General features: G+C 60.8%; 26 protein-coding genes and 1 riboswitch. Of the genes, 13 read left to right on the top strand and 13 right to left on the bottom strand.

Annotation, left to right across the window (positions count from 1 at the left end; all coding sequences use genetic code 11):
* Window positions 1-210, top strand: coding sequence for a hypothetical protein (locus tag K3767_RS01495; protein ID WP_221171799.1), 210 nt, complete (start codon window positions 1-3; stop codon window positions 208-210).
* On the opposite strand, the gene ptsP is transcribed toward K3767_RS01495, so the two are convergent.
* From ptsP to nadD, 8 genes are read right to left on the bottom strand one after another with little or no spacing between them, the layout of a single operon-like run.
* Window positions 188-1930: a phosphoenolpyruvate--protein phosphotransferase gene (gene ptsP / locus K3767_RS01490; protein ID WP_221171798.1), complete on the bottom strand. Its 1743-nt coding sequence runs from the start codon at window positions 1928-1930 to the stop codon at window positions 188-190. The genes K3767_RS01495 and ptsP overlap by 23 nt on opposite strands.
* A complete protein-coding gene (locus K3767_RS01485) occupies window positions 1927-2208 on the bottom strand; it encodes an HPr family phosphocarrier protein (RefSeq protein ID WP_221171797.1) in 282 nt (93 codons plus the stop codon). Before K3767_RS01485 ends, ptsP begins: the two co-directional genes overlap by 4 nt.
* Window positions 2177-2554, bottom strand: coding sequence for a zinc ribbon domain-containing protein (locus K3767_RS01480; RefSeq protein WP_221171796.1), 378 nt, complete (start codon window positions 2552-2554; stop codon window positions 2177-2179). The genes K3767_RS01485 and K3767_RS01480 overlap by 32 nt, the downstream gene beginning before the upstream one ends.
* Window positions 2541-3590, bottom strand: coding sequence for a bifunctional oligoribonuclease/PAP phosphatase NrnA (locus K3767_RS01475; RefSeq protein ID WP_221171795.1), 1050 nt, complete (start codon window positions 3588-3590; stop codon window positions 2541-2543). Before K3767_RS01475 ends, K3767_RS01480 begins: the two co-directional genes overlap by 14 nt.
* Before the next feature lie 3 nt (window positions 3591-3593).
* Entirely contained in the window at window positions 3594-4772 is a 1179-nt protein-coding gene (locus K3767_RS01470) for an exo-beta-N-acetylmuramidase NamZ domain-containing protein (protein ID WP_221171794.1), read from the bottom strand.
* Complete coding sequence (locus K3767_RS01465) at window positions 4769-6445, bottom strand: N-acetylmuramoyl-L-alanine amidase (protein ID WP_221171793.1); 1677 nt, start codon at window positions 6443-6445, stop codon at window positions 4769-4771. Before K3767_RS01465 ends, K3767_RS01470 begins: the two co-directional genes overlap by 4 nt.
* Window positions 6442-9033 carry a DNA mismatch repair protein MutS gene (mutS, locus tag K3767_RS01460; protein WP_221171792.1) on the bottom strand — a complete coding sequence of 864 codons (2592 nt, stop codon included), beginning with the start codon at window positions 9031-9033 and terminating at the stop codon, window positions 6442-6444. The genes K3767_RS01465 and mutS overlap by 4 nt, the downstream gene beginning before the upstream one ends.
* Before the next feature lie 33 nt (window positions 9034-9066).
* A complete protein-coding gene (gene nadD, locus K3767_RS01455) occupies window positions 9067-9660 on the bottom strand; it encodes a nicotinate-nucleotide adenylyltransferase (RefSeq protein WP_221171791.1) in 594 nt (197 codons plus the stop codon).
* Window positions 9661-9719: 59 nt separating this feature from the next.
* Here nadD and K3767_RS01450 point away from each other — a divergent pair, with 59 nt between their 5' ends.
* The 7 genes from K3767_RS01450 to K3767_RS01420 all read left to right on the top strand — a co-directional run bounded on the left by K3767_RS01450 (window position 9720) and on the right by K3767_RS01420 (window position 17155).
* Window positions 9720-10532 (top strand): TlyA family RNA methyltransferase, encoded by an 813-nt coding sequence (locus K3767_RS01450; RefSeq protein ID WP_221171790.1) that lies wholly within the window; start codon window positions 9720-9722, stop codon window positions 10530-10532.
* Window positions 10516-10716: a hypothetical protein gene (locus K3767_RS01445; RefSeq protein WP_221171789.1), complete on the top strand. Its 201-nt coding sequence runs from the start codon at window positions 10516-10518 to the stop codon at window positions 10714-10716. The genes K3767_RS01450 and K3767_RS01445 overlap by 17 nt, the downstream gene beginning before the upstream one ends.
* 157 nt (window positions 10717-10873) lie before the next feature.
* Window positions 10874-12163 (top strand): DEAD/DEAH box helicase, encoded by a 1290-nt coding sequence (locus tag K3767_RS01440; protein WP_221171788.1) that lies wholly within the window; start codon window positions 10874-10876, stop codon window positions 12161-12163.
* A gap of 65 nt (window positions 12164-12228) precedes the next feature.
* Complete coding sequence (locus K3767_RS01435) at window positions 12229-13524, top strand: IMP cyclohydrolase (RefSeq protein ID WP_221171787.1); 1296 nt, start codon at window positions 12229-12231, stop codon at window positions 13522-13524.
* 41 nt (window positions 13525-13565) lie between these two features.
* Window positions 13566-13882, top strand: a riboswitch (cobalamin riboswitch).
* A gap of 88 nt (window positions 13883-13970) precedes the next feature.
* Window positions 13971-14918 (top strand): sirohydrochlorin cobaltochelatase, encoded by a 948-nt coding sequence (locus K3767_RS01430; protein ID WP_221171786.1) that lies wholly within the window; start codon window positions 13971-13973, stop codon window positions 14916-14918.
* Between the two features lie 12 nt (window positions 14919-14930).
* Window positions 14931-15644, top strand: coding sequence for a precorrin-2 C(20)-methyltransferase (cobI, locus tag K3767_RS01425; protein ID WP_221171785.1), 714 nt, complete (start codon window positions 14931-14933; stop codon window positions 15642-15644).
* A gap of 50 nt (window positions 15645-15694) precedes the next feature.
* Window positions 15695-17155: a carbohydrate porin gene (locus K3767_RS01420; protein WP_221171784.1), complete on the top strand. Its 1461-nt coding sequence runs from the start codon at window positions 15695-15697 to the stop codon at window positions 17153-17155.
* A gap of 14 nt (window positions 17156-17169) precedes the next feature.
* Here K3767_RS01420 and K3767_RS01415 read toward each other — a convergent pair whose 3' ends face one another.
* Together K3767_RS01415 and K3767_RS01410 are read right to left on the bottom strand one after the other, a co-directional pair.
* Window positions 17170-17427, bottom strand: a complete 258-nt coding sequence (locus K3767_RS01415; RefSeq protein ID WP_221171783.1) for an amphi-Trp domain-containing protein — start codon at window positions 17425-17427, stop codon at window positions 17170-17172.
* 3 nt (window positions 17428-17430) lie between these two features.
* Complete coding sequence (locus K3767_RS01410) at window positions 17431-18081, bottom strand: MarC family protein (protein ID WP_221171782.1); 651 nt, start codon at window positions 18079-18081, stop codon at window positions 17431-17433.
* Between the two features lie 125 nt (window positions 18082-18206).
* Between K3767_RS01410 and K3767_RS01405 the strand changes: the two genes are divergently transcribed.
* Together K3767_RS01405 and K3767_RS01400 are read left to right on the top strand one after the other, a co-directional pair.
* A complete protein-coding gene (locus K3767_RS01405) occupies window positions 18207-18947 on the top strand; it encodes an ABC transporter ATP-binding protein (protein ID WP_221171781.1) in 741 nt (246 codons plus the stop codon).
* On the top strand, window positions 18940-19734 hold the full coding sequence (locus tag K3767_RS01400) for an ABC transporter permease (RefSeq protein WP_221171780.1): 795 nt from the start codon (window positions 18940-18942) through the stop codon (window positions 19732-19734). The genes K3767_RS01405 and K3767_RS01400 overlap by 8 nt, the downstream gene beginning before the upstream one ends.
* Here K3767_RS01400 and K3767_RS01395 read toward each other — a convergent pair.
* Window positions 19712-20404 carry a haloacid dehalogenase type II gene (locus tag K3767_RS01395; RefSeq protein ID WP_221171779.1) on the bottom strand — a complete coding sequence of 231 codons (693 nt, stop codon included), beginning with the start codon at window positions 20402-20404 and terminating at the stop codon, window positions 19712-19714. The two genes, K3767_RS01400 and K3767_RS01395, sit on opposite strands and share 23 nt — an antisense overlap.
* A gap of 140 nt (window positions 20405-20544) precedes the next feature.
* Here K3767_RS01395 and K3767_RS01390 point away from each other — a divergent pair, with 140 nt between their 5' ends.
* Window positions 20545-22002: an acetyl/propionyl/methylcrotonyl-CoA carboxylase subunit alpha gene (locus K3767_RS01390; RefSeq protein ID WP_221171778.1), complete on the top strand. Its 1458-nt coding sequence runs from the start codon at window positions 20545-20547 to the stop codon at window positions 22000-22002.
* Between the two features lie 110 nt (window positions 22003-22112).
* On the opposite strand, the gene K3767_RS01385 is transcribed toward K3767_RS01390, so the two are convergent.
* Window positions 22113-22301, bottom strand: a complete 189-nt coding sequence (locus K3767_RS01385) for a hypothetical protein (RefSeq protein WP_221171777.1) — start codon at window positions 22299-22301, stop codon at window positions 22113-22115.
* Window positions 22302-22353: 52 nt separating this feature from the next.
* Between K3767_RS01385 and K3767_RS01380 the strand changes: the two genes are divergently transcribed.
* Window positions 22354-24423, top strand: a complete 2070-nt coding sequence (locus K3767_RS01380) for a biotin/lipoyl-containing protein (protein WP_221171776.1) — start codon at window positions 22354-22356, stop codon at window positions 24421-24423.
* On the opposite strand, the gene flgM is transcribed toward K3767_RS01380, so the two are convergent.
* The gene (gene flgM, locus K3767_RS01375) at window positions 24424-24735 is read right to left on the bottom strand and encodes a flagellar biosynthesis anti-sigma factor FlgM (RefSeq protein ID WP_221171775.1); all 312 of its coding nucleotides are present in this window, start codon (window positions 24733-24735) and stop codon (window positions 24424-24426) included.
* 239 nt (window positions 24736-24974) lie between these two features.
* On the opposite strand from flgM, the gene K3767_RS01370 reads away from it, so the two are divergent.
* Window positions 24975-25208, top strand: coding sequence for a hypothetical protein (locus tag K3767_RS01370; RefSeq protein WP_221171774.1), 234 nt, complete (start codon window positions 24975-24977; stop codon window positions 25206-25208).
* Window positions 25209-25220 lie beyond the last annotated feature (12 nt).

Raw genomic sequence — 25220 nt, 5'->3', positions numbered from 1 at the left:
ATGGATCCCCGGCTTCTCGAGAACCTCAAACGGAAGGTTCAGCAGGAACTGGTCAACCGGGAAAGAGAGGTCCTGGAATACTGGCTCTCGGAGCTGGAAAGGGTTTACCGTCGCAAGCACCAGACTCTTGCGGAACTGAAGAGCGAGCTCAATCTTCTCATGGAGAAGATGCGCAAACGACTCTCGGTCATTCAAACCAAAGGGATCTAGTGAAACGGGAGAGAAGCTTTCCGAAGGCCTCGGCCAGGGCCTCGCGCACCTCGTCCTGGCAGGTGAGGAGGAGGAGCCGGTTGGTCACCTCCCGGCAGCGTTCAAAGGAGAGCTCCCGGATGAAGAGTTTCACCTCCGGGAGGCTCTGCGGATTCATGCTGAGTTCGTCGAGCCCCATTCCCACCAGCACCGGGACATAGAGGAGTTCGCCGGCCATCTCTCCGCACATGGCCACCGGGATTCCGGCCCGATGGGCGGCTTCCACCGTGGTCCTGATAAATCTCAGGACCGCCGGATGCAGGGGTTCGTAAAGTTCTGCCACCTCCTGATTGCCCCGGTCTATGGCCAGCGTGTACTGGATGAGGTCGTTGGTTCCTATACTGAAGAAGTCGGCCTCCCTGGCCAGGAGATCGGCCACGGCCACCGCCGAAGGCACCTCGATCATGGCCCCCACTGGCACCTCGGGATCGAAGGAAAGGCCTTCGGCGGCCAGTTCCTGTTTGATTCTTTCCACCAGGTTGCGGGCCCGGAGAAACTCGGTCACTCCGGAGATCATGGGGAACATGATCTTGACCCGTCCGTGGGCACTGGCCCGCAGGATGGCCCTTAACTGGGTCCGGAAGAGGGACTCCTCCCGGAGACAGAGCCGGATGGCCCGCAGCCCCAGGGCCGGATTGATCTCCTCCGGCAGATCCAGCACCGAGGCGAACTTGTCTCCCCCCAGATCTAGGGTGCGAATGGTTACCGGATGGGGAGCCATGGCCTCCACCACCCGGCGATAGGTCTCGTAGAGGAGGTCCTCGGGGGGGAGCTCCCGGCGGGATACATAGAGGTACTCGGTGCGAAGGAGACCGATGCCCTCGGCCCCGTATTCCCGGGCATAGGGGATTTCCTCCGGGAGATCCAGGTTGGCCCGCAGGGCGATTCGGCGCCCGTCGCGGGTCACCGCGGGGAGATGAGCTACCTGGTGGAGCCGGGCCTTGAGTTTGCGGAAGCGCCGGCTCCGGTCCTCAAACTCCCGGATGACCTCCTCGGCGGGGTTTACGAAGATCTCCCCGGTGGTGCCGTCCACGGCCACGAGGTCTCCGGGGGAGACCTCCTCCAGCACCCCCTTGGCCGCCACCACCGCCGGAATACCCAGGCTTCGGGCCACGATGGCGGTGTGCGAGGTGCGACTTCCGGCTTCCGTGACGAAGGCCAGGGTGTTTTCCGGTTTGAGGTTTACGGTGTCGGCGGGGGAGAGGTCCCGGGCCACGATTACGGCCCGCTCCGGGGCCGAAAGACGGGAATCACCCCGGAGAGAGGCGACGATCATTTCCACTATCCCTTCCAGATCTCGAAAACGCTCCCGGAAGTATTCGTCGGGAAGCTCGGAAAAGATTTTTTCGTAACGACGGAGTACCTTGAGGAGGGCCCATTCGGCGTTGAAACCCTGACGAATTATCCCGGAGGCCTCGGAAAAAAGGGAGGGATCCTCCACCAGAAAGCGCTGGGCCTCGAGAATGGCCCGGACTTCCCCCAGGTTTTCCGGCAATTTTTCCTGAAGGGCGCGGATCTCTCCGGACACCTCCCGGATGGCCCGGGAGAGTCGCTCCACCTCGGCCTCGATTTCGCCGGGGGGGATGCGGGTGCGGGTGACCTTGATGTGCCCGGGAAAGATTACATGGGCCGGCCCTACCGCTACCCCGGCCGAAACTCCCACTCCGCGAAGCGTCTTCATGATTCAGCCTCGAGAATCCGTTTTACCGTTTCCAGGGCGGCTTCCGCTTCCTCTCCCTCGGCCACCACTTTAAGTCTGGTTCCGGTCCGGGCCGCCAGCGTCAGGACATCCAGAATGCTCCGGGCGTCCACCAGGGTCTCCCCCTGGGCCAGCCACACCCGGGCCCGGAGAGGAGCGAGAGCCCGGGCCAGTCGCGCCGCCGGACGCGCGTGAAGACCCAGTGCCCCCCGGATTTCCACCTCCGCCTCAATCCTCTTCGTCTCCTCCGCCGTCTCCATCCTCGTCCTTTTTCTCTCCGGAAAGCTCCTTCTCCATCTCCTCCTCGGCCTCGCTCATGACCTCTTCGAACTCGTCCCCCAGTTCGTCCCCGAATTCCGCCCCCATCCTGTCCATGAGGCGCTTCACGCTACGGGGGTCCTCTTCGTCCAGCCCCTCCCAGAGGGCCGGATCCGTCATTCGTTCCAGTCGGGTGTCCAGCGAGAGCCGCACCCGCACCCGGGAGACCAGCTTCTTCACCCGACGGGAGCCGCACCGCCGGCAGTAGGGTTCAAAGTCCTCCTCCCGGAAGACCAGGTGTTCCGAGATCCTCCGGCATTCAAGGCACAGATACTCATAAAGAGGCATGCCTTACCCTCCGTGCCTCCCGGAGATCCCGGAAGTATTTTTTGAGGAGACGAATGATGAAAAGAGTGTCGATGGGTTGATTGCGGTTTCCGTTCAGGTTGCTGAGGGGGATTTCGGCCCGGGCCTTTTCCCGGTGCCCCCCGGCAAAACCCAGGTGTCCGAAGGCCCGGGAGGCCAGCCTTCCGGCGTCCTTCCGGTACCCGTCGCACCGGATGATGATGACCAGTTTCTGACGGTATTCTCCGGATACGAAGACCCATCCCGCCTCCTGGACATGGTTCAGGAAGTCCGCGATTACCACCAGGATGTCGGGATTGGGCACCCGCCCCACATGGGTGAAGAGCCGCTGCTTGCGGAACTTCATGTTCTCCAGGGCCAGCTTCATGTACTTGAGCTCCGAACGGCGGATGTCCGCGGACTCGATCTTGTGGAGAAGGTGCCGGTTCATGTGTTTGAAGAGGTGGTGAAAACAGATTACATCCTGCAGGCTGCAGTGCTTCTCAAAGTTGTCGGTGTCGGTCTTTATGCCGTAGACCAGGGCCGTGGCCAGCGCCACCGAGGGCCTGATTCCGGCGCTGCGCAGGTACTCCGAAAGGATGGTGGAGGTGGCTCCGTATTCGGGACGGATGTCCACGAAGTCGGCCTCCCAGCCGTCGGTCTCGGGATGGTGATCGATCACCACATCGAAACGAATTTCCTTGAAGGTGGCGTTGTGCGTGGGCTGGGCGTCCACCAGAACCTTCTTGGTGAAGTCGTCGAGGGAGACCTGGCTCTTTTTCACCAGCGGTATCCGCAGGAGCTTTATCATGAGCTGGTTGTTGATGCGGCGAATCTCGTTTATGTGCGCGATTACCACCTGGGAGACCCGCTGGGCCAGGAGGCGCCTGAGGGCCAGGGCACTGGCCAGAGCGTCCGGATCGGCCCATATAAGAATGAGGACCCGATCCTCCCTGCTGAAAAGGGAAAGAAGGGCCTTAAGCCGCTCTCTGTTGGAGCGAAAGCGGGGACGCCTTCCGTTAGAATGATTTGAGCCCATGATTTACAAAAAAAAGCCTCCCTCGTAAAGCGCCAGGGAGGCCGTTTCGTTTGCGTAATAAGTTAAGCCCCCTTTCTCCCAAAAATCAAGATCCCCCCATTCCCTTTTACCGACGATAAAATACACTATATCTCTATGACCGAAGATTATCTCAATAGGCAACTTCTTTTCTTCGAATTCGTACGGAGAAGGACGAAAAGCGAATTCTTCGTGGGTGCGGGCTATGGCTCGGAGGAGGAGAAGGGTGGTGCGAACGGGGCGGAAGATGCGGGGGTCGAGCACATGGAGCTGGAAACCGAAGCAGGTCCGGTCCTTCCACTTGTCGAAGGCGGGGCGGAAGGCCGTGGGTCGCAGGACAACCCCGGGTGGTTTCTCTTCCAGGGCGGAAAGCACCCGCTCGGGTCGCAGCCAGGGGGCTCCGAAGAGTTCGAAGGGGCGGGTGGTGCCCCGACCCTCGGAAAGGTTGGTGCCCTCGAGGAGGACCTGCCCCGGATAGACCAGGGCCGTTTCGAAGGAGGGCATGTTCGGCGAGGGGGGCACCCACGGCAGGCCGGTCTCCCCGAAGAGCTGATCTCGTCTCCAGCCCTCGGCCCTTACCACCCTCAGGGTAAGGGAGAGCCCCCGGCGTTTCCTGAAGAGGAGGGCCGCTTCTGCCGGGGTGAGTCCGTGGCGCAGGGGCATCTCGCAGAGGCCCACGAAGGAAAAGAGGTCCGGAGAGAGCACGGGCCCCTCGAGCCACCCTCCCAGGGGATTGGGACGATCCAGGACGACCACCTCCACTCCGGCCTTCTCCGCGGCCTCAAGGGTGAGGAAGAGGGTCCAGAGGTAGGTATAAACCCGGCACCCCACATCCACGAGATCCACCAGGAGGAGGTCCAGGTCCGCGAGGTGTTCCGGGGAGGGCTTGAGGCGCGGCCCGTAGAGGCTCACCACCGGGACTCCGGTCAGGGGGTCCCGGTGGTCCTCGCCGGGGATCATGTTGGCCTGGGCGGTTCCGTAGAACCCGTGCTGGGGGGCGAAGAGACGCACCAGGTTTTTCCCCAGGGCTTCCCGGAGCACGAGGTGGGCGGGGCGGAGATCCGCGGTGGTGGCGGCCTGGTGGGAGAGTAGCCCCACCCGGCGCCCGCGAAGCCAGCGGGGTGGATCGCTGAGAAGCACCTCGAGCCCTACCCTTACCCTCATGGCCGGGCCACCTGGATCTCGTTCACATAGGCCTTTATTCCTTCGGCGATGCCCCGGGCGATTTCCCGGAGGTATTTTTCCGAGCGCAATCGTCGGGCCTCGGTGGGATTGGTGATGAAGGAGATCTCCACCAGCACCGCGGGCATGCGCGTTCCCACCAGGACCACGAAGGGGGCCTTCTTGACTCCGAGATCGCGCACCCCCCGGTATCTCCGGGAAAGACGCTTCACCAGATGTCTCTGGATCTCCTCGGCCAGGCGCCGGGACTCCTCGACTTTGGCGTTCCGGAGGATCCTTTTCAGCAGATCCTGAAGCTCCGACAGGGAGAGGCGAGAGATGGCGTTTTCCATGGCCGCCACCCGCATGGCCTCGGGGTCGGTGGTGAAGCTGAGGTAATAGGTTTCGATGCCACGGGAGCGCCGGTTGGGGGCGGCGTTTACATGGATGGAGACGAAAAGATCCGCCTTCTTGAGATTGGCGATGGCCGCGCGTTTGAGAAGAGGAATGAAGACATCGCGATCCCGGGTCAGGATGACCTGGCAGCCCAGACAGCGCCGTAACTCCTCGGCCAGGTACCGCGAGACCCTGAGGGTAATGTCCTTTTCCTTTAGTCCGTAAAGGCCGAGGGCCCCCGGGTCGTGTCCCCCGTGACCGGGATCGATCACGATGCGTCTTATTTTGAGTCCGAGCTGTTGAGCCAGGGAATAATGGTTCGGGGACGGAGGTTTAAGGGGGATCTCCCGTTCGGTTTCTTTTTTCGGGGCACTGCGTGGAGGGCTTTCCCCCAGGAGATCTATGACCACCCGGGGGGGATCTCCCAGGTAAAAGACCCGATAGGAGGTGAGGCTCTTCAGGTCCAGCACCACCCGTACGGTGCCGGGGCGATACTGTCCCACCCGGACCCGGGTGAGGAGTCCGTCCTCGATGGGGATTTCCGGTTTGAGGTAGGGAGAGAGCCGGGCCGGAGAGAGGTCCACATAGACCCGGGGAGGTCTTCCGGCGAAGGCCTTCAGGGCGTGGTCCTTAAAGGTTACCCGGGAGGAAAGGTCCACCACCACCCGGCTGTAGTCCTCGCCGGACCAGTGCCGGATCCTTTTCACCGTGGCGGTTTCCTTCGGGGGGGAGGCCTTGTCCGGGGGAGCGGTGTTTTTCGAGGGGGTCTTTCCGGGAGGGGACCTTTTCGGGGGAGCGATTCGAGCGGCCATGTCGCCGGAGGGGTAGCGCTTCAGGATGAGACGCCGCAGGTATTCGGCGGTGACCCGATCCCCGAGAAGTTTCTCGTAGATCTCGGCGGCCTCGAAGAGCGCGTCGTCGGCGAGATTGCTCCGGGGATAGTGCTCCCAGATCATCCGGTAACGGCGCAGGGCCTCCTCGAGGTCCCGGCGAAGGTGGGAGTAGCCGTAAAGGTTGCGATAGAGGCGGGCGGCCCAGATCAGGGCCTTTGGGGCCTCGGGGCTTTCGGGATAGCGCAGGTACACCCGCCGGAAACGATTGATCACGCGGATCCAGTAGCGGCGATAGTGCTGTTTCTTCGGTGAGCGACTGAACTCCTCCAGGGCCTTCCTGGCCGAAAGAAAGGCCTTTTCCGAAGGGGTCAGGGCCTGAGCGGAAAGGGAGAGGACCATAAACCACAGGAAGAGAAAGGCCCGGAGGGCCGAAAGGAGGACTCTCATAGCCCCGATTTTACTAAAAGATCCCGCAGTTCGAAAATCAGGTTCAGGGCCTGCCTGGGGGTGAGTTCCTCGGGGTCCACCGCCAGGAGTTTTTCCCTGAGGGGGAGATAGGGATCGAAAAGGGAAAGCTGGCGCGGATGATCCCTTCCGGCGGGGGGGCGAGGGGGAGGTTCCGCCGCGGCCTTTCTTTCCAGGGCCGAAAGGATTTCCCGGGCCCTTTCCACCACCTCCCGGGGAAGCCCCGCCAGGGCCGCTACCTGCACTCCGTAGGATTCGCTGGCCGGTCCGGGTTGTAGCCGGTAAAGAAAGATAATCCGGTCCTCCCAGGTCTTAACCGCCACATTGTAGTTCCTGGCTGCCGGGAGCTCCCGGGCCAGTTCGGTGAGTTCGTGATAGTGGGTGGCAAAGAGGGTGAGGGCCCCCTTTTCGTGGAGGTATTCCGCCACCGCCCAGGCGATGGCCAGCCCGTCGTAGGTGCTGGTGCCGCGTCCGATCTCGTCGAGGATGACCAGGCTCCTCTCCGTGGCGTTGTGGAGGATGTTGGCGCACTCGGCCATCTCCACCATGAAGGTGGAGCGTCCCCGGGATAGCTCGTCCGAGGCCCCGATCCGGCTGAATATGCGGTCGCAGAGGCCGATGCGAGCGGATTCCGCGGGAACGAAGGCCCCCGTGTGCGCCATAAGCACGATGAGGGCGGTCTGGCGCAGGACGGTGGACTTTCCCGCCATGTTGGGACCGGTGATGAGGACGAGCCGGGCCTCCTCCGGATCGAGCCTCACCGTGTTGGGCACGAAACTTCCCGCCGGAAGCACCCTTTCCAGCACCGGATGTCGCCCCTCCACGATCTCGATACCGGGCTCGGGAACCACCTCGGGACGGACATAGCGGTTCTCCTCGGCCACCTCGGCCAGCGAAACCAGGGCGTCCAGCTCACCCAGGGCCCGGGCCGCCTGCCGGAGTCTCTCGGCCTCACCGCTTACGGCCTCCCTCAACCCGAGAAAGATCTCGTACTCGAGCTCCCGGATCCTCTCGTCCGCGGAAAGCACTCTGGCCTCGAATTCCTTCAGCTCCGGGGTGATGAAACGCTCGGCGTTGGTGAGCGTCTGCTTGCGAATGTAGTCCTTGGGTACGCGGGAAAGGTGGCTCTTGGTGACCTCGAGGTAGTAACCGAAGACGCGGTTGTAGCCCACCTTGAGGTTGGGGATGCCGGTGCGCCGGCGCTCCCGTTCCTCGATTTCGGCGAGATACCTCAGGGCGTTCTCCTTGAGATCCCGCAGTTCGTCGAGCTCGGGATGCACCCCGGGGCGCACCAGCCCTCCCTCCCGGGCCGTGGCCGGTACCTCGTCGAGAAGGGTCCTCCGGAGGCGTTCCTCCAGGTGAGAAAAGTCGGAGAGCCGTTCCCGTATTTCGGAAATGAGCCCTTCTTTTCCGGCAAGGAGGTCCCGGACCTCGGGAAGAGCGGCCAGCGCCTCCCTGAGGGCGACGAGATCCCGGGGGCCGGCCAGACGCAGGGCGCAGCGGGTGGCCAGCCTCTCTAGGTCCGGGATGCGGGAAAGGGCGCCGGCCAGGCCCTCCCGCAGGGTCGCGTCCTCAAGAAGAGTCGTTATCGCCTCCTGACGGGATCGGATGGCGGCAATATCCTTCAGGGGATAGAGGAGCCAGTGGCGCAGGGTGCGGCCTCCCATGGCGGTGCGGGTGCGGTCGAGCACCCAGAGTAAAGAATGACGCACCGAACCGTCGAACTGGTTGCGCGTGAGTTCGAGGTTCCTCTTGGTGGCCTCGTCCAGCACGAGGTAATCCCCGGGGAAGTAGGGACGGGGGGGAGAGATCCGTCCCAGGGCCTCCCGTTCGTTTTCGAGGAGGTATTCCAGAACCGCCCCCACGGCGGAAAGGGCTTCGGGTATTTCCGCAAAGCCGAGGCCGGCCGGATCCTCCACGCCGAAGTGCTCGGAGAGAAGCTCCCGGGCCCTGGCCTCGGAAAAGGCCGCGGCCGGAAGCGGGGTGAAGGCCAGGCCCGGGAGCCCCTCCCTAAGCTCCCGGCGCAGGTCCTCGGGGGCGTTTTCGGGAAGGAGCAGTTCCCGGGGCTCGAGCCGGAACACCTCGTTTACGAGTTCGCGGCGGTCCTCGAAGATCGCGGCCCGGAACTGGCCGGCGGACAGTTCCAGCACGGCCAGCCCCCAGCGTTTACCCGGACGCAGGGCGCATAGATAGTGACTTTCCTTGTCGGAGAGCCCCTCCGGGTCCACGAAAAGGCCCGGGGTGATTACCCGCACCACCTCCCGGCGCACCAGACCCCGGGCCTCCCGGGGATCCTCCACCTGCTCGCAGATGGCCACCTTCTTTCCGGCTTCGATCAACCTGCGGATGTAAGGGGCGGCGTTGGCCACCGGGACTCCGCACATGGGCGCCCGTTGCCCCCCTCCGGCCTCCCTGGAGGTCAGCGCAATGTCCAGGATCCGCGAGGCCTCCTCGGCGTCCTCGAAGAACATCTCGTAAAAGTCCCCCAGCCGGAAAAAGAGGATGCAATCCGGATAACGGTTCTTGACCTCGAAGTACTGCCGGAACATGGGGGTGAGTCTGGTCCGCATGATCTTAAACTTTACCCTGAAACCGGGTCTTACTTAAAGATAGTGGCCGCGTTCCTCGATCCGTCGTCGTACGGCCTCGGGAACCAGATACCGGATGGACCTTCCGGACCGCCGCAGACGCCGGATCTCCGTGGAGGATATGTCCAGGCGCCGCACCTGGAGAAAAAGGACCTCCCGGCCCGGGAAGAGTCTTTTACTGAGGTTCCGGGCTGATTCGAGGTCGAGGTCTCCCCGGTTCACCACCACCAAGGTGGCCAGCTCCGGCAGTCGCCGGAATTCGTGCCAGGTCTCGATCTCGACAAAGGCGTCGAGTCCCAGGATGAAGAAGTAGTCGTGGTCGGGATGCCTGCGGCGCAACTCTTCCAGGGTGTCCACGGTGTAGGAGGGGCCGGAACGCCGTCCCTCTAGATCCAGGACCCGGAAGGCCGGATGTTCCTCCACGGCAAGCCTAACCAGCCTCAGGCGTTCCTCGAAGGGAAGATGCGGTTCCGATCGCTTGTGAGGGGGGACTCCGGCCGGGATGAACCAGACCTCGGAAAGGTCGAGCTTCTCCCGCACCTCCTCGGCCACCCGCAGGTGGCCCAGGTGAATCGGATCAAAGGTCCCGCCCAGAAGTCCCACGCGCATTTGCGTTTTCCGTTCCGGAGATTACGAATAGAATAGGGGCTGGTTCCCAAAAGTCAACGATGAAGAAGGAAAGGCTGGATCGATTGCTGGTGCAGAGGGGGTTTTGCGAGAGCCGGGAGAAGGCCCGGGCCCTCATCATGTCCGGGGCCGTCTGGGTGGACGGACGGCGGGTGGACAAGGCCGGTACCAGGGTGCCGGTCGAGGCCGGGATCGAGATTCGGGGCCGGGGGTTGCCTTATGTCTCCCGCGGGGGGCTCAAGCTTGAGGGGGCCCTGCGGGTCTTCGGTCTTTCGGTGAAGGGTTTCGTCTGTGCGGACCTGGGGGCCTCCACCGGGGGATTTACGGACTGTCTGCTGCGGCACGGGGCGGCCAGGGTGTACGCCGTGGATGTGGGGCGGGGTCAGCTTCACGAGAGATTGCGCCGGGATCCGCGGGTGATCTCCCTCGAGGGGGTTAACGCCCGCTACCTCTCCCCGGGGGACCTCCCGGAGAGGATGGACCTCGTCACCATCGATGTCTCCTTCATTTCCCTGAGAAAGGTTCTTCCCGCCGCGGTACGGATTCTGAAACCCGGGGGGTTCATCCTGGCCCTCGTAAAACCTCAGTTCGAGGTGGGTCCGCGGGAGGTTGGGCGCGGAGGCGTGGTCAGGGATCACGCCAAACACCGTCGGGTCGTCGAGGAAATCTGGCGTTTCGGGGAGGACGAACTGGGGCTCAAGGCCCTGGGCGTGGCCGAAAGCCCGGTGCCGGGGCCGGCGGGAAACCGGGAATTTTTCATTTTGTTTGATAATTCTCCTTTACAAGGATCGAAGGGGTTGGTATTTTGCCAGGAGAAGTCCCAGGAGGAGGTCGGCGGTGAAGATCGTGTTTGATCCCGAGGTGCCGGAGGAACTGCGCGAGGAGATAAAAAACATCGTGGAAGGCGGAGAGATAGAGACTCCCTGCCCTGAATGCGGGGCCTCCGAGGTGTATGTGGCCCTGCTTGGAAAGATCCTGGATGTAAAGTGCTACGATTGCGGGCATTCCTTTGCCGAAATCGAACTGGAGGAGGAGTAGCCAAGCGAAGAATTTTTTAGTCAGATCTTTGAACCTTTTCATGGTAGTTGGTAACTTGACAAACCTTTAGGATTTACCTACCTTCTCCGCATGAAAGAACGGGTGGAGCGGATTTGAGGCGCTTCCTTTTCGCTAACTTGGGGAAGAGGGGTTCTTCATGGAGGGCAGTGCAGGCGGTGCAGTAGGGCTTACCGTAGGTCTACATGGACGCCCGTGGCATCGGTTTCCCCTGTCCAGGCGCCTCAAAGAGAATCTGGGAAAAACCGGGCTTCAACGCACTACCATCCTCCAGGACCTGGCCCTCACCGAGGTGCTGAAGGGGCGGGATCTCATTCTCAAGGCCCGTCGGGGAAGCGGTAAGGGGCTCTTCGTGGTGGTGGCTGCACTCAATCGTCTTTCCGGGGGAAACGGGGATCGGGAATTCTTTCCCCGGGCTCTTATCCTTGCCCCGGAGGCAGCCAGGGTTGTCTTCCTGAGGGAATGGGCCCGGCGACTTAGCGAGGGACTAGAGATTGAGATTACCGCACTTTCCTCGGAGGACCGTCTAACCGATGAGGACCTCCGCGCTCTGGAAAACATAGGAGACCTTCTCATCATCACCCCTGACGGACTCAACCGGGCCCTGAAGTGGCACCTCCTCAAGCTTCACGGATTAAAACTCCTCATTGTGGACGAGCTTGAGAAGATGGTGGCCCGAAGCCTTACTTTCACCAGGCAGCTTCTTCAAAAATTGCCTCCCCCGGAAAGGCGCCAGACTCTGGTTCTCATGGAGGATCTGACCTATCCGGCCCTGGAGGTGGCTGCGGAGATTACCCGGGAACCGGAGGAAATCTATGTGGAGGAAGGGCGGCTGGACTTTTCCTCGGTGGATCTTTCGGTGATTCATATCTCGAAGGAGGAGAAGTTTTCTCTTCTTCTGGGATTGCTAAGGCGAAGGGGCTGGCCTCGGGCCCTTATTTTTGTCAATGAAAAAAGCGAGGCGCAGAAGCTCACCGACGATCTCAAGGCTCTGGGCCTCAAGGCCGTCTTTCTCAAGCCTGAACTTCCGCTTCCACTGCGGCTAAACTTCCTGAAACTCTTTGCCCGTGGAGAGGCCCGCATCATGGTGGCCACCGATGCCGGGTGTCGTTTCATACAGGATCCGGAGCTCGACCTGGTCATAAACTACGACCTTCCGGAGATCCCCAGCGACTTTCTCCAGAGAGCGGCCCGCGTGCGTAAGGCCCCCGGGGAGATCGTCTCGCTCTGCGACGAAACCGGGGCCTTTTTCCTGGAAGGCATTGAGGAACTCATCGGAAAGCGCATGAGGGTAATCTTCCCCGAGCCTGAGGAGGAATGGCTGATCTCCCCGGCGGAGGTGCGGGAGGAACTGGGTGGCTCCGGTCGTCCCCCGGCGAGGGCTCCGCGGGTCAGACGGGGAAAATTTCGTCCCCGCAGCCGTCGTTAGGAATATTTGACGGAGTCCCTCCTTCTGAGCTATCCTTGACAAAAAACCAGAGAGGGGGTGCGGTCGTGTCTGAAGATCTCAAGAAGATGTATCGCACCATCAGGGGAGATCATTTTCCTCCGGAGATCCGGATCACCTTTGGCGATCAGACGCTGGTCTATCGGAAGAGGACCTGGAAGATCGAGGTGGAACCGGGAGTGGTGGAGGAACGGGGTCTGCGCTACGGAGAAAACCCCGACCAGGAGGCCGCTCTCTACGAGCTGGTAAACGGAAACCTGGTGCTGGGGGAGTGCGAGTTCATCTCTCCGGGACGGGGGCTGGTCTCGAGCCTCCGCGAGGAGGACATGCTGCAGTTCGGGAAACACCCCAGCAAGACCAACCTTACCGATGTGGACAATGCCCTCAATGTGTTGCGTTATTTGAGCCGTCATCCCTGTTGCGTGATCGTGAAGCACAATAATCCCTGCGGGGTGGCTTACGGGGATAGCATTGCTGAGGCCTTTGTGCGGGCCTTTCGGGCGGATCGAATCGCGGCCTTCGGCGGGGCCATAGCCCTTAACCGTCCGGTGGACAAGGCCTGCGCCGAGGCCATAAGCGAGCAATACTTCGAGGTGGTGGCCGCTCCGGAGTACGAAGAGGGTGCGGTGGAGATCCTGAAAAAACGGCCCAACCTGCGCATCATCCGGATAAAGCGCATGGATCGTCTCGAGGAGTACTGGGGACTTCCGGTGGTGGAGTTCAAGAGTCTCATGGACGGGGGCATCATCATCCAGCAATCCCAGATCAACAGGGTCAGAGGACCGGAGGACCTCAGGCCCGCATTGGCCACGAAGCCCGACGGGACTGAGGTGCGCTGCAAACGCGAACCCACCAAACGCGAGATCGAGGACATGATCTTCGGCTGGGCGGTGGAAATGGGGGTAACCTCCAACTCCGTGCTCTTCGTGAAGGACCGGTGCACTGTGGCCATCGGAACCGGGGAACAGGATCGGGTGGGGGTTACCGAGATCGCTATTTTCAAGGCCTATACCAAGTACGCCGATCTATTGTGTTACGATCGCTACGGAATTTCCTACAAGCAACTGGAATTGGAGATCCGCAGAGGAGAGCGTCCGGAGAGCCAGAAGATAGAAATCGACGAGGAGACCAGGGCCGCTCGGGCGGGGCTTCCCGGCTCGGTGATGGTCTCCGACGCCTTTTTCCCCTTTCGGGACGCGGTGGATGTGGCCATAAGAGAGGGCATCTCGGCCATCATTCAGCCCGGGGGTTCGCTAAGGGACTGGGAGTCCATCGAGGCCTGTAATGAGGCCGATCCTCCGGTGGCCATGGTCTTTACCGGTCAGAGGGTGTTCAAGCACTAAAACGAACATTTTAGGTTGACAATTGCGGACTGAATAAGATAGTTTGGTGTCGAGTCCCGGGTGCCTCGGGCCTGGAAGGCTCGGGGGTAAACGGGAAGCCGGTGAGAATCCGGCGCTGGCCCGCAACCGTGACCGGGGACGAAAGCCGCTGGGAGGCCGGCTACCCGGCCTCCTCGCCCGGGCGCTCAAGGGGCGAAGGCCCCGAGGGTTTCCGGGTGGGCGGTCGGAGGGCAAGCCTCCGGCCGTGACAGGCCACTGGGTGGGCCACGGGCCCGGAGGGTCCGTAGGTCGCCCGGGAAGGCGCGGCGAGTAGGACGATCCGGAAGCCGGGAGACCGGCCCGGGGCCGCAGGAGCGGCGGGGTACGGCGAGGACTCCGACCCGACCGCCGACGAAGCGGTCCCTCCTCGCGTGCCCCCCTGAAAAATCAAAAAAGGGGGTGCTATTATGAAAAACCTCTGGTTGATACTGGGTATGGGGGTGTGTTTTCTCATGTCTATGGTGAGCTCAATTCGGGCCGGGGCCATATCCTACACCCAGATCCGGCATCAGAAGCTCCGGGAGAAACCGGCCATCGTGCTGTGTGCCTTCGGAACCTCCACCAAGGCGCAGGTCACCTTTGATCTCCTGGAAAAACGGGTCCGGCGGGAACTTCCCGGCTACGAAATCCGGTGGGCCTTTACCTCGGAGGTCATCCGGGAAAAGATGAATCGAATTTATGCCAAACGGGGCCTCGATAGAAGACTCCACAGTCTTCAGGAGGTTCTGGCGGCACTTCATGCCGAGGGCTACCGGCGGGTGGTGGTGCAACCGCTCCACATCTTCCCCGGTCTGGAATACGAAAATGTGGTGGAGATCTGCGATCGTTTTCCCGATCTCCGGATCGTAGTGGGAGAGCCCCTTCTATTTCGCTGGGAATATGTGAGGGAGGTGCTGGAGGCGCTCTCCAGGGAGTTCCTGCCCCCGGGGGAGGGGGTGAACATTCTGGTGGCCCACGGCACGGATGTGACCATAAACGGGGCCAACATCACCTATCTGGGGCTGGACTGGCTGGTGCGTCATCACTGGTCCAATGTGCTGGTGGGCACCGTGGAGGGGGTGCCTGATGCCGAGAGCGTCCTCCGGGAAGCCGTAAAGTATCCCGGGAAACGGGTCCGCTTCATTCCCTTCATGTTCGTAGCCGGCGATCACATCATGCACGACATCATGGGTCGCGGCGAGGGAGAGGAGAAGAGCTGGCGCGAGGTGGTGGAGGAGGCCGGAAAGGTGGCCGAGTGTGTGACCACCAGGGTGAACGGTAAAACCTACTACAAGGGCCTGGGCATGTATCCCGAGGTGCAGGAGTTTTTCGTGCGCCAGATCAAGCGTTCTCTGGAGATCCTGGAGAAGTACTGAGGGAGGGAGGGGATGCGCCCGAGGCTTTACGGGGTGGGGGTGGGGCCGGGGGATCCCGAACTCCTGACCCTCAAAGCGGTGAGAGTGCTCGGGGAAGCGGCCCATGTCTTCGTGGCTTCCTCCAGCCGGAACGACCATTCGCTGGCCCTCCGGGTGGCGGAGGCTCATCTGAAGAAAGGGGTGCCGGTGGAGCGTCTTTCCTTTCCCATGACCCGCGAGCGTCGTCTCCTGGAGGAGGCCTGGGAGACAAACGCCCGTCGTGTGGCGGAGGTCCTTTCCTGCCGGGAACCGGTGGTTTTTCTCACCATGGGGGATCCGGCCCTTTTTTCCACCTTCGGTCATCTGGCCCGCAGGGTCAGGGAGATTCTCCCCGAGGCGGAGATAGAGATGGTGCCGGGCATCACCGCGGCTCAGGCGGCGGCGGCGCGCCTCAGGATCCTGCTGGCCGAAGGAGAGGGGGCCTTTGCCATCGCCAGCGCCCTGGCCGAGGAAGCTACCCTCAGGAAATTGGCCACGGAGTTCCCCGCCTTCGCCCTCTACAAGGTTTATCGCCGGGCCGGGGAGGTGCTCCGGATAATCGAAGACCTGGGACGCCTGGACGAGACCCGGGCCGTTTCCTTCTGCGGCTTCCCGGAGGAAAAGGTTTACGCCGACCCCCGGGATCTCCTCACCTCAACCCCACCCTACTTTACCCTCCTCCTGGTAGGCGGAGAGTCCCTTGACTGAGTAACACTTATTTATAAAATGTGACACAAAATTTCCGGAAGGGGGTTTTTATGAGGAGAGTGGTTTTGCTGGGGATTCTTTTCTGGGTGGTGCTGAGTTTAGGGGCGGCCCTGGCCGCGGATCCGGAGGTGGAGGAGCTGAAGAGGATGCTCCGGCAGGTGATGGAGGAGAACCGGAGGCTTGCCGAGCGGGTCTCGGAGCTTGAGCGCAGGCTTGCGGCCTACGAGAGGGAGCGCAGTCCGGTGGCGGAGACCGCGGCCACCGGGGCCGAGAGACCCTGGTACGAGAGGGTGGAGGTGGGGCTTTCGGTGGCCGGTCTGGTGCAGGGGGTGGTGGGCGTGGACAGGGAGGCGGCCAACCTTCACGCCCACGGCGGACGGGAGCCGGCCGGGAACATAGGGCCGGTCATAACCGACGAGGACAAGGCCTACGGGGCCGCGGCGGTGGATCTGGAGCTTTCCGCGGAATTTTCGGAAAGGGATAGGGCCTATGTGCTCCTTGAGATGGGCTCGGGTAAGAATCCGGACTCCGAGGTGCCGTCGTTTTCGGGGATCGTGGACGAGGCCCTTTCCATGGTGCCGGTGGAGACCGAGGACGGGGATGTGCGGGTGAGCGAGGCCTGGTACGAGAGGGAGTGGGCCTTCGGGAGCGGGAGGTTCAGGTTCCGGTTCGGGAAGATCGACATCACCACGGAGGTGGACCAGAACGCCTACGCCAACGACGAGAACGGGCAGTTCATGAGTCCGGTCTTCGTGAACAACGCCGCGGTGGAGTGGGCCTCCTACAGCTTCGGGATGGTGGCCAGTTACGAGACGGAGAGGTGGGCCCTTACCCTGGGCTACGAGGACGCGGATTCGAGCTGGGACAACCTCTTTGACTATCCCTTTCTGGTGGGGCAGCTTGCGGTAAGCACTGAATTTCTGGGTCGGCCGGGAAATTATCGGTTCTATGTGTGGTATCAGGGGGAGAAGCACCTCGAGTGGGACGAGCTTGAGGACTATTTTGCCTCCGGTGGGGCCCGGAGCCCGGAAAACGACAAGGCGGCCTGGGGATTCGGGTTGTCCTTTGATCAGGAGGTGGCCGAGGGCGTGGGGGTGTTTTTGCGCTACGGATGGCGGGGTGGAGATCTTGCGGGCTACTGGAACGGGGATCTTACGGATCTGGACTTTTCCTACGGGTTTGAGCAGGCGGCGAGCGCAGGAATATCGGTTTCCGGAAGGTTATGGGGACGCGAGGGGGACGAGCTGGGGCTTGGTGTGGCCTGGTTCGGGATTTCGGACGATTACGAGGACTACTGGGAGGCGAAGGGGGTATATGCGGCGCGGCTGGGGTTTGATCCGCACATGCACCGGCACGAGGCCCGGGACGAGTGGCACCTGGAGGTCTATTATCGTCTGAAGGCGGCGGAGCATCTGGCCCTGACCCCGGACCTTCAGTACACCTGGAACCCGGCCGGTCTTCGCGACGACGGCTTCTGGGTCTTCACCCTCCGGGGAGTGTGGGAGTACTGAATTCGAGAGGGGGCTCAGGCCCCCTCTTTTTCCCCCTCGCGCCACTCGATCTCCACTTCCAGTGCATACTTGGTCTTTCCCGGTTTGGTCTTGGTTTCGGCCTTGATTTCAAGAATCAGATTTTCCGGGAGAGTCAGGGTGGTCTCCTGCGAATCTCTCTTTAAGGTTACCGTGCCGGAAGCTACGCGGTCGGCCAGCTCCCGGAAAAAGGTCGCCACCTCCTCCCGCGTTCTGGGTTCCTCGCTTTTGAAAAGGACCTTCTTTTCGCTCATGCTTTAACCTCCTCCTTTTACGATTATCTGGGAGACCACCTCGGTTAACCCTTCCAGGACCATCTGCACCGCCACCACCGCCAGGATGAGCCCCATGAGACGGGTCATCACCCCGATCCAGTAAGGGCGCAGACGCTTGGTGAGGATTTCTCCGTAAACGAAACAGAGGTAGGTGGCCAGGCACACCAGTCCGAAAATACCGATGATCGTGAAGATTCGAACGAGGTCCGTCTGTCTCCCCACCAGGGAAAGGGCGGTGGTGATGGTCCCCGGCCCGGCCAGAATGGGCGTGGCCAGGGGGGTCACCGCTATGTCCTCCGCGGACTCGGCCTCTTCCTCCGTGGGATGATGCTGATGAGATCGTTTGGCCCGTACCAGATGATAGGCAATCATGAAGACCAGAATTCCTCCGGCTATCCGAAAGGCCGGAAGGGTGATCCCGAATAGACGAAAGATGAAGTTGCCTCCCAGGGTAAATATCGTGACGATGAAGAAGGCCCAGAGGGTGGCGGTGCGGGCGATCTTGATCCTCTCCTCCTCGGGAAATTCGTCCACGAGGGAAAGAAAAATGGGAGTGTTGCCCACGGGATTCATGATGGCGAGAAAACTCACCAGGGCCTGCAGCGTGAAGACCAGGAAATGATCCTTTCCCATCAACTCCAAATTGTAAGTCTTCCGCGCCACTTTGAGAAGGACTAAAAAATTTCCGTTTCCGTGGGATCGGTGACGAACCGGAAATCTTGCATCGTTCGATACATTCCTTATCTTCCCGGAAGGTCATGGAGGTGGTCCTCGAGGTCAAAGGTCTCTCCAAGGAATTTGCGGAAAAGCGGGCCCTTTCGGGCCTGAGTTTCCGCCTGAGGCGGGGAGAGTTCCTGGGAATTATCGGCCCGAACGGAGCCGGAAAGACCACGCTCCTCAACTGCCTCCTCGGCCTGGTGACTCCCACGGAGGGGGAGATCCGATTTTTCGGCCTCGAGCTGGAGAAACACCGGACGCACATCCTCTCCCGCATCAACTTCGCCTCAAATTATGTGGGGCTCCCTCTTTCCCTCACGGTCTTTGAAAATCTCCTGGTTTACGGTCTGCTCTACGGGGTCCCGGGAATAAGGACCCGGGCCGAGCAACTGCTCAGGCTTCTGGATCTCTGGGAAATGCGGGATCAGAAGACCCGTCACCTTTCTTCGGGACAGATGATGCGCCTCTGTCTGGCCAAGGCCCTGATAAACGATCCGGAGGTCCTTCTCCTCGACGAACCCACCGCCGGACTCGATCCGGAAATGGCGGAAAAGGTGCGCCGCCTTATCCGGGAATATCAGCGAAAACGGGGACTTTCGGTCATCTTCACCTCTCACAACCTTCGCGAGATGGAAGACCTTTCGGATCGAGTTATCCTTCTCAACGAGGGCCAGATTCTCACCGAGGGCTCCCCCGAGGATCTCTGTCGCAGGTTCGGGGGCCGGGATCTCGAGGAGGTCTTCTTTAAAGCCCTTCACCGGAAAGAGGATCCTCATGGTTAGTTTCAGGCGTATTCTCGGAGTGGTAGCGCGCCAGGCATTCCTCTACCGGCGAAGTTTCAGCCGGATCCTGGACCTCTTTTACTGGCCCACCATGGACATCCTGCTCTGGGGATTCCTTACCCTTTACCTGGAGCGGGGTTCCTTTCAGCCTCCCCGGTTCGTCTCCTTTTTCCTCGGGGCCCTTATCCTCTGGCACCTCCTCTACCGTTCCCAGCTGGCGGTCTCGGTCTCCTTTCTGGAGGACATCTGGTCGCGGAACCTTCTCAATGTCATGGTAGCTCCCCTCTCGCTGGCCGAATATGTGCTCGGACTCGTCCTGGTAAGCCTGATTAAGGTGAGTCTCGCCTTCGGGATCATGAGCGGGCTGGCCGGACTTTTCTACGGCTTCAATCTCTTCAGACTGGGCCTGAGCCTCGTTCCCTTCGTCCTGAGTCTTCTCGCCCTGGGATGGAGTATCGGTTTCGTGACCATGGGCCTCATTTTCCGCTTCGGCCAGGAGGCCGAGATCCTGGCCTGGGCCCTTATCTTCGTTTTTCTACCGCTTTCGGCGGTTTTCTATCCCCTGGAGGTGCTTCCGGACTTCCTTCAGAAGTGGGCCTGGTTCACTCCCTCGGCCCATGTCTTTGAGGGGATGCGGGAGGTCGTCACCCGGGGGACCTTTCCGGCCAAACACCTCCTCTGGGCGGCGGGTCTCAATGTCGTCTATCTCGCCTTCGGGATCTGGTTTCTTTACCGCCAGTACGAATACGCCCGAAGAAACGGTCTCATCCCGAAGATAGGAGAGTGAGAAGTCCAGAAAGATCAGAGATTACGAAATCCGGCTCGGCCTCAACCGGGAGCGTGGCCCCGTAGGGGTCCCTCCCCGGGCGTTTGACCCAGCAGGTAGTGAGTCCCAGCCTCCGGGCCGGCACTATGTCGTGGAAGAGACTCTGCCCCACATGAAGGATCTGCGACCGGGGTGCCCCCATCCTGCGAAGCATTAACTCGAAAATTTCGGGATCGGGTTTGTAAGTTCGGACCTCCTCCGCGATCACCACCAGATCAAAGGCCACGGAGAAGAGTCTCATGGTTTCGGACAGAAGATCCCGGTCGGTATTGGAGATGAGGGCCAGTTTTACTCCCCGGTCCTTTAAGGAAAGAAGAGTTTCGTTAACCTCCGGGAAAGGACGCCAGTTCGGGAGAGTCTCAGCCAGAAGGTATTCCTCGGAGGGTCTCAACTCAAAGCCCAATCTTTCCGCCAGAGCCCGCAGAACGAGTTTCAACACCTCCCGGTAGGGACGGTAGTTTTTTTCGAAGTGGCTTTCCAGTTCCCCGTAAAGTCTCAGAACTTTTAAGGGATCCACCTTAAGAGCCGACCTTTTAAGAAGGGGTTTTAAGGTATTGAGGATACCCTTTTCCCAGTCGATAAGGGTTCCGTAGCAGTCAAAGGAAATCCATAAAAACCGACTCCTCTTCATGGTTTCCCCTTTCTTTAGGGATCGGGGCTTCGATTCTCAGGCAATACTATAAGCCAAAAATGTAAATCCTTCGGGGCATCTTGAGAAGGCGGGGAAAACATGTTAAGGAGCCTCAAATCTCCCGGCAAGGAGTTCGCTCCATGGAAAGGAAGATCAGGAAGATCCTGGTGGCCAACCGCGGAGTCCCGGCGGTTCGGATCATGCAGACCTGCAGGGACCTCAAGATTCCCACGGTGGCGGTTTACAGCACGCCGGATCGTCTGAGTCTCCATGTGTTCATGGCCGACGAGGCCGTGCACATCGGGGAGGGGCCTCCCCTCAAGTCCTACCTGAACATGGATCGAGTGATTGAGGCGGCCCTTTCCACCGGGGCGGATGCGGTGCATCCGGGCTGGGGGTTTCTGGCCGAAAACGCCGAATTCGCCCGGAGGGTCATCGAGGCCGGATTGATCTGGATCGGTCCCAACCCGGAGATCATCGCCCTGATGGGGGACAAGAAGGCGGCCAAGGAGGTGGCCAAACGGGCCAATGTGCCCACCATTCCGGGCATCGAGGACCCCAAAAGTCCAGAGGAGATTCTTTCCTGGATGGAACGGGAGCGCATCGACTTTCCCATCATGCTCAAGGCCGCCCTGGGCGGGGGCGGAAAGGGCATGGTCAAGGTGGAAAGCGCGGAGGAGCTCCCGCAGAAGTTCTCCCACGCCCAGTCCGAGGCCTACAAGGCCTTCGGAGACTCGAGTCTCATAGCCGAAAAGTACATCGAACGCGGCCGTCACATCGAGGTACAGATCGTTGGTGATAAACACGGTCACATCGTGCACCTCTTCGAGCGGGAGTGCACCATTCAGCGGCGCAACCAGAAGATCATCGAAGAAACGCCGGCCCCTTCCCTCGACGACGACCTGCGCCAGGAGATCTGTTTCACCGCCGTGCGCCTCATGCGGGAGATCGGTTACGACTCGGCCGGCACGGTGGAATTCCTCCTGGACGCCGCCACCCGAAAGTTCTACTTCCTGGAGGTGAACACCCGCCTCCAGGTGGAACACGGGGTTACGGAGCTGGCCACGGGGCTCGACATCGTGGACCTCATGATCCAGATCGCCGAGGGCCGACCCCTTCCCTTCCACCAGAGGGACATCCAGAGCAACCGCTGGGCCATCGAGTGTCGTCTCACCGCCGAGGATCCCCGGACCTTCGCTCCTTCGTTCGGCACCATCACCCGGCTCCAGATCCCCGACGGCCCCAACATCCGTATCTCCAGCGGGGTTTACGAGGGGGCGGAGATCCCCCCCTACTACGATTCCATGTTCATGCTCATCATGAGCGCCGGGGCCGATCGCGACCAGGCCATCCGGGTCATGGATCGGGCCCTTTCCCGGGGTCTGCGCGTGGAAGGGGTGAAGACCATTGCCCCCCTCCTCATAAGCATCATCCGGCATCCGAAGTTCCGGGCCGGTGAATTTTCCACCCGTTTCATCGAACATCATCTGGAGGAACTTGTTTCCGCCTTCAAGGAAACGGATCCCGACGAGGAGGTATTGAAGATCGCCCGGTATGTGGCCGAGATCTCGGCCCTGGGCCCGCAAAGCTGGATGTAAGGGATCAATTATGAGACAGGCGAGCCTTTTTCCTCTCCCGTTCGGTACGAAAACCGAAGTAGAGGGCTATGAGTATGCCCCCCAGGGCCGCCGCATAAGCCATCCACAGGCTAAACATCTTCTTCCTCCATCATCCCTTTTTTTAAGGCCACGAAACCTACCCCTACCGTCAAAAGGTAAAGCAGTGCCCCGGAGAGGGCCAGCAGACGCGAGCTCGGTTTTAAAAGAGGTTGCAGCACCAGGGTGGCCAGGAGTACAAGGCTTACCTTCAGGAGGTAATCTCCTACTTTTTCCCACATATGACGAGAATATCACGCCCGGTTTCATCTATCAACGGAAAAGGAGGGCCCCATGGATCTCATTCGCATAAAACCCGGCATGAAACCCGCCGAAATCGTAAAAATTTTGAGGGAAAGCGATCGCGTCTTCTTTACTTCCACTTCTCTTCGCGACGCCGGCCAGTCCGACTACAAGAATCGACACCGCCTGATCGACCTCAAGACCCTGTGCCCCATTTACAACGAGATGGGACTTTTCAGTGCGGAGTGTCACGGCGGGGCCCGGTGGCATGTGGGGATCATGAACCGGCGGGAGAGCCCCTTCGAGGAGCTGCGCACCTACCGCCGTCTCATGCCCAATGTCATGCTCCAGACCCTGATCCGGGAGACCAACCTCTGGGGCTATCGGCCCTATCCCCGGAATGTCATCGAGTATGTGGTCTCGCGGGTGGACATCGACCTCTGGCGCTGTTTCTCGTTTCTTAACGACATCCGGAACATGCGCACGGTGGCCGAAGTGGTGATGAAACGGGGCAAGCTCTTCGAGCCGGCCATCTCCTTCACCGACGCCGAGTGGGCCGACAACGCCTACTACCTCCGGGTGGTGGACGAGATCGTGGCCCTGTGCGGGGGAACCGACGAGATCATCCTCTGCATCAAGGACATGGCCGGGGTGGGCAGCCCCGAGCGCATCCGCAGCCTGGTCTCGGCCATCAAGGACAAGTATCCGGATCTGGTGATCCACTATCACCGGCACGCCACCGACGGCCTGGCCCTTCCGGCCTATCTCGCCGCGGTGGAGGCCGGGGTGAAGATCATAGATGTGGAGGAGGATTCCCTCTGTCGGTTCTACGGCCAGCCTCCCATGCTCTCGGCCTACGCCTATCTCACCGAGGCCGGCTTCAGGGTGAACCTCAACCCCCGGCTTGCGGAACTGGCGGTCCAGAAGGTGCGGGACTGGATCAATTACTACGACTGGGCGGAGTCTCCCTTCAAGGGCTTCGACTACACGGTGGTCAAGCACCGTATGCCCGGCGGAGCCTTTCCCTCCTCCTTCGAACAGGCGGAGAAGAACGGCTTTCTGCACCTCATGCCCTACATCCTCGAGCTCATGTCCTACTACAACCGCATCGTGAAGTATTTCGATGTTACGCCCGGCTCGCAGATCACCTGGGTGACCTGTTCGGGTATAGTCAACCGCTACGCCAAGGAACACGGCGAGGCCGGGGTGCGTCACATCCTGGACCTCCTGCGGCGTTTCGTGGAGGAGAAGAACGGTGACTTCGAAGCCATGAGCGAGGAGGAGAAAGAGGAACTCCTCGAGCTCTTTAAGACCGCCCCCGGGGACTTCAAGAACCTCATCCTGGGAAAGTACGGGCGGTTGCCTGCGGGTTGGCCGGACGAGTGGGTCTATCGGAGTGCTTTCGGGGATCAGTGGCAGGAGAAACTCTCCGAGCGCACGGAGGAGAGTCCGCTTGAGACCGTGCCGGAGCTCGATCTGGATAAGGCCTTTGCCGAACTCAAGGAAAAGCTGGGCCGGGAACCCACGGAGGAGGAGTTCATCATCTATCTCATGCACCCCAAGGACGCCCTGGGGTTTTTCGAGTTCTTCGAAAAGTACGGCGAGGCTTCCTATGTACTGCCCACGCCGGTCTTTCGCTACGGCCTGCGCAAACCCGGGGATAAAGTGGAGTTCACCTTTCAGGGCAAGCCCTACACCATCGAGCTGGTCTCGGTGGGAGCGGAGCACGACGGGGTCGTGCATGTGGTGGTGAAGATCAACAACAAGACCCGGGTCTTCGAGGTGGCCACTCCGCGCGTGAAGAAGAAAGAGGTGCGCATGGCCAAGGGTCCGAACGAGATCGGCTCCCCCATCAAGGGGAATGTGTGGCGTCTGGGTAACCCCAAGCGGGGCGAACTCAAGGTGGGCGACATCTATCACAAGGGCGAGGAGATCGCCAACCTCGAGGCCATGAAGATGGAGACCCCGGTCTATGCGCCCTTCGACTGCGTGATCGAGGAGATCTGCGTGAAGGTGAACGAAAGCGTGGTGGAGGGGCAGCTCCTCTTCGTGGTGAAACCCCTCGAGGAGTACAGCCCCCGGGAGGCTCAGGCCAACCTGGGCGAGGAGGTCAAGGATTAATCAGTAAATGTCCCGGAGAAGGTCGGCGAGCATGGCCCGGGCCACCTTCTCCGGGGCCACCCGATAGGCCCCGCTTTCTATTTGCCGCCGGAGGGCCTCCACCTTCTCCTCCCGCACCTCGGGTATCTCCTGGGCCCGGTTGCGGGCCTCCTCTACCATCCGCCGCGACCGCAATTCCACCCTGTCGCCCGCTTCGGTGACGGTGTTTTCCGGACGACCGGACGGAACCCGCTCCGGCCGCGGCCCCTTCCCGGAACGCTCCACCCCCCTGGCCGGGGTCTGCAGGTAGGGAAGTACATCTTTTACCTTCATGGCTATTCTCCTTCCCGGGATTGAATTTCGGCAAGCTTCCGACGCGCTTCCTCCGAAATGCTCACCCGATCCTCCGAGCGCTCAACCTCCTTTTTGCGCAAAAGAGGACTCTTTAACCCTTTCCTCTCGTATATTTTAATAACCTCTTTCAGATCAGGAAAGTTTATGCTCATGGTCCTCTTGCACCCGCACCTCTTCTATTATTTAATATCGGCAGGACCTCCCAAAACTTTAATCCCATGAACGGGTTTTTGAAGATCCTCAACATGGCTCTTTCCTCCCCCCTTTACTTCCGGGATGGAATGTTTACCCCTTATAAGGGGCCCCCGCAGGGCATCCGAAGAGCGGGTGCCGGGGCGGCGGGGACGCCTCCGGAATTCGTCCTGTGGGGAAAAAGCCCCCAGGGGTATTACCGACATTTTACCGAACCAGAGAGGTTTTACCGGGGGCTCATCGTGGACCGGACCATTTAGAGGGAGGGGTGG

Origin of the sequence: Thermosulfurimonas sp. F29 (genome assembly GCF_019688735.1) — a bacterium.
Classification (GTDB): domain Bacteria; phylum Desulfobacterota; class Thermodesulfobacteria; order Thermodesulfobacteriales; family Thermodesulfobacteriaceae; genus Thermosulfurimonas_A.
The sequence above is the reverse complement of the archived record's forward strand: the minus strand, read 5'-3'. Positions and strand labels throughout refer to the sequence as shown.